1 protein-coding gene is annotated in these 2,202 nt (G+C 80.3%); it reads right to left on the reverse strand.

The window, feature by feature from the left end; genetic code table 11:
• Positions 1–817: 817 nt before the first annotated feature.
• Positions 818–2,202 (reverse strand): hypothetical protein (locus ACFV0Q_RS40930; protein WP_385013116.1); only part of this gene is annotated, 1,385 nt, incomplete at its 5' end.

Here is a 2,202-nt window from a genome sequence, read left to right on the forward strand (position 1 = left end):
CAGCAGGACGGGCCGGCCCGCGCCGGTGGCGGAGACCGCCCGGGCGGCGAGGGCCACCGCGGCCATTGCCGTCACCCCGACGGTTACGGCGACCAGTCGGCCCTGGTGAGCCCGTACGTGGTGGTGCCCCTCCGGTGTCATCGCGCCCCCTCGACTCGGGGGCCGGCGCGCGGTGCGGGACCCTCCCGGGAAGAGTGTGGGCAGGCCGCGAGCCAGAAACGCTGGATTCACCCCGGAAGCCGGGGCGGTGGGGCGGATTCCAGCCACGGCCGACGCTCCGGACCCGCCCCCGTGCGGCTGCCCCGGATGGCCCCCGTACGGGGCGAACCGGTACGGGAGTTGGCCGGAAACTACCGGAGCGCGCCCCACCCCGCCACGCGCCGGAGCCGCCGTGACCAGCGCCGGGGGACGGCGCGCGGGGCGAGTGGCTCGGGGGCTCGGGGCGATGCCGGGGGCGCGGCGCCTGCTCCGCGGGGTCGCCGTCCTGGGCCCCGTAGGACGGGCCGCCCCTCGTGGGCGGCCTCGACCCGGCACTGCGGGCACGAGGGCCACCCCTGGCGGCAGCCGGGTAGAGCTTCGCGGGTCTCCTGGGCGGCCGATCAGCTCCGGCACGCGCCCTGCCGCGTCGGTCTCCGTTCGGCCGTGCGGGGGTGTGGAGGTGCCGTGGCACCGCGCGGGCGGGCCCGGCACGAGGACGTACTCCGCCTGGCGGTGCACGGCGCGGGGCTGCGCGGGGCCTGGCCGGATGGCCGCCGGGTATCGGTGGCTCAGGTACGCACCACCCCGTCCCGGCTCCGGGAAGGGGTGGTGCCCGGGGTCAGGCCCAGGAGGCGGTCACCAGGGAGCGTTGTGCTGCCGTCAGGTGGGTGGACGCCGCCAGCCAGGCCCAGGCGTAGGCGTCGGCCGAGGGGTCGGTGAGGCGGCCGAAGCCGTCCCGGGGGCGGCGGTCCGCCTCGGCGACGAGGTCGGCCGCCAGGTCGGCCGCCGCCCCGAACCCGGCCCGGCGCAGCGGCCCGTACGGGGTCAGCGGCTGCGGCCCCCGTGCGGTCTCGGCCACCGCCCGGCGTCCGCCCGCGACGGCCGTCTCCAGCAGCCGCCGTACCCGCCACAGCGGCGCGTCGGCCAGCGGGTCCGGCCCCGGCTCTACGTGGTGCCCCGCGGCGGGGGCGTCGCCGGGGAAGTGGCTGCCCTGGAGCCGGTCGTAGCCGAGGTCGGCCCGGTCCCGCCACTCCGGAGGCAGCCGGAGCGTGTACGCCGCCTCCGGCACGGGGCCCACGGCGAGGGGGATCAGCGTCGCCGCCCGGTCCGGGTCCGGGCGGCCCAGCACGCGCACCGCCAGCCCCGGACACCCGGCCAGGCGGCGCAGGTTGGCGGCGTGCGCCAGCTCCGGGTGCGGGTGTGCCGGGCGCAGCCGCAGCAGCGGCGCGTCGGCGCGCAGCTCCCGCACCAGGAGGTGTTCGCCCGCCGCGCCGACGACCTCGACGTCGCAGCCGAGCAGGCCGGGCTCCGCCACCTCCGGCGACAGCAGCTCGGCGACGGCCTCGGCGGCCGGGCGCGCGAACAGGGCGGCCAGCGGCTCCTCGGTCCATGCCGCCCCGGGCGTGGGGGTGGCCCGCACGCCGCGTCCGGCACCGAGCCGGCCGTCGGCGGAGACCGTCGCGCCGACGACGCGCAGGCCCGTGCGGGCCAGCCCCGCGTGGTCGAGCGCGCCGCCGCCGAGGGCGACGGAAGCGGCCCCGGCCCCCCGGGCGCGGGCGAGCCCGCCGGGCCGGACGTCCGACAGGGAGTAGGCGGAGCCGTCGGCGCCCATGAGGTGGGTGACGACGCCTCCGTACCCCGTGGCGGTCAGCACCGGCTCACGGCACACGCCGTACACGCGGAGGCTGCCCCCGGCGGTGTAGGCGCGGCGGCCGCCGGTCAGCCCGGGACCGCCGGTCCCGGACGCCAGCAGTGCGGCGGTGCGCAGCAGTTCGCGGAACGCGGTGGTGAGGTCGCCGAGCCGCTGGGCGGCGTCGCGCTCGCGGGCGGCGCGCAGGCCGCGTACGACCCGCAGGGCGGCGGCCTCCGGCTGTGGGAGCCCGGCGAGGCGTGCGGTGTGCGCGGCGCGCAGCAGTTCGGCCTGCGCGACCGCACCGGCGGCGGTGACCCCGGCGGCCAACGCCTCGGCCCCGGCCGCCCACAACCCGCCCCCGGCCGCCACCC

Source organism: Streptomyces sp. NPDC059564 (assembly GCF_042735575.1).
Taxonomy (GTDB): Bacteria; Actinomycetota; Actinomycetes; order Streptomycetales; family Streptomycetaceae; genus Streptomyces.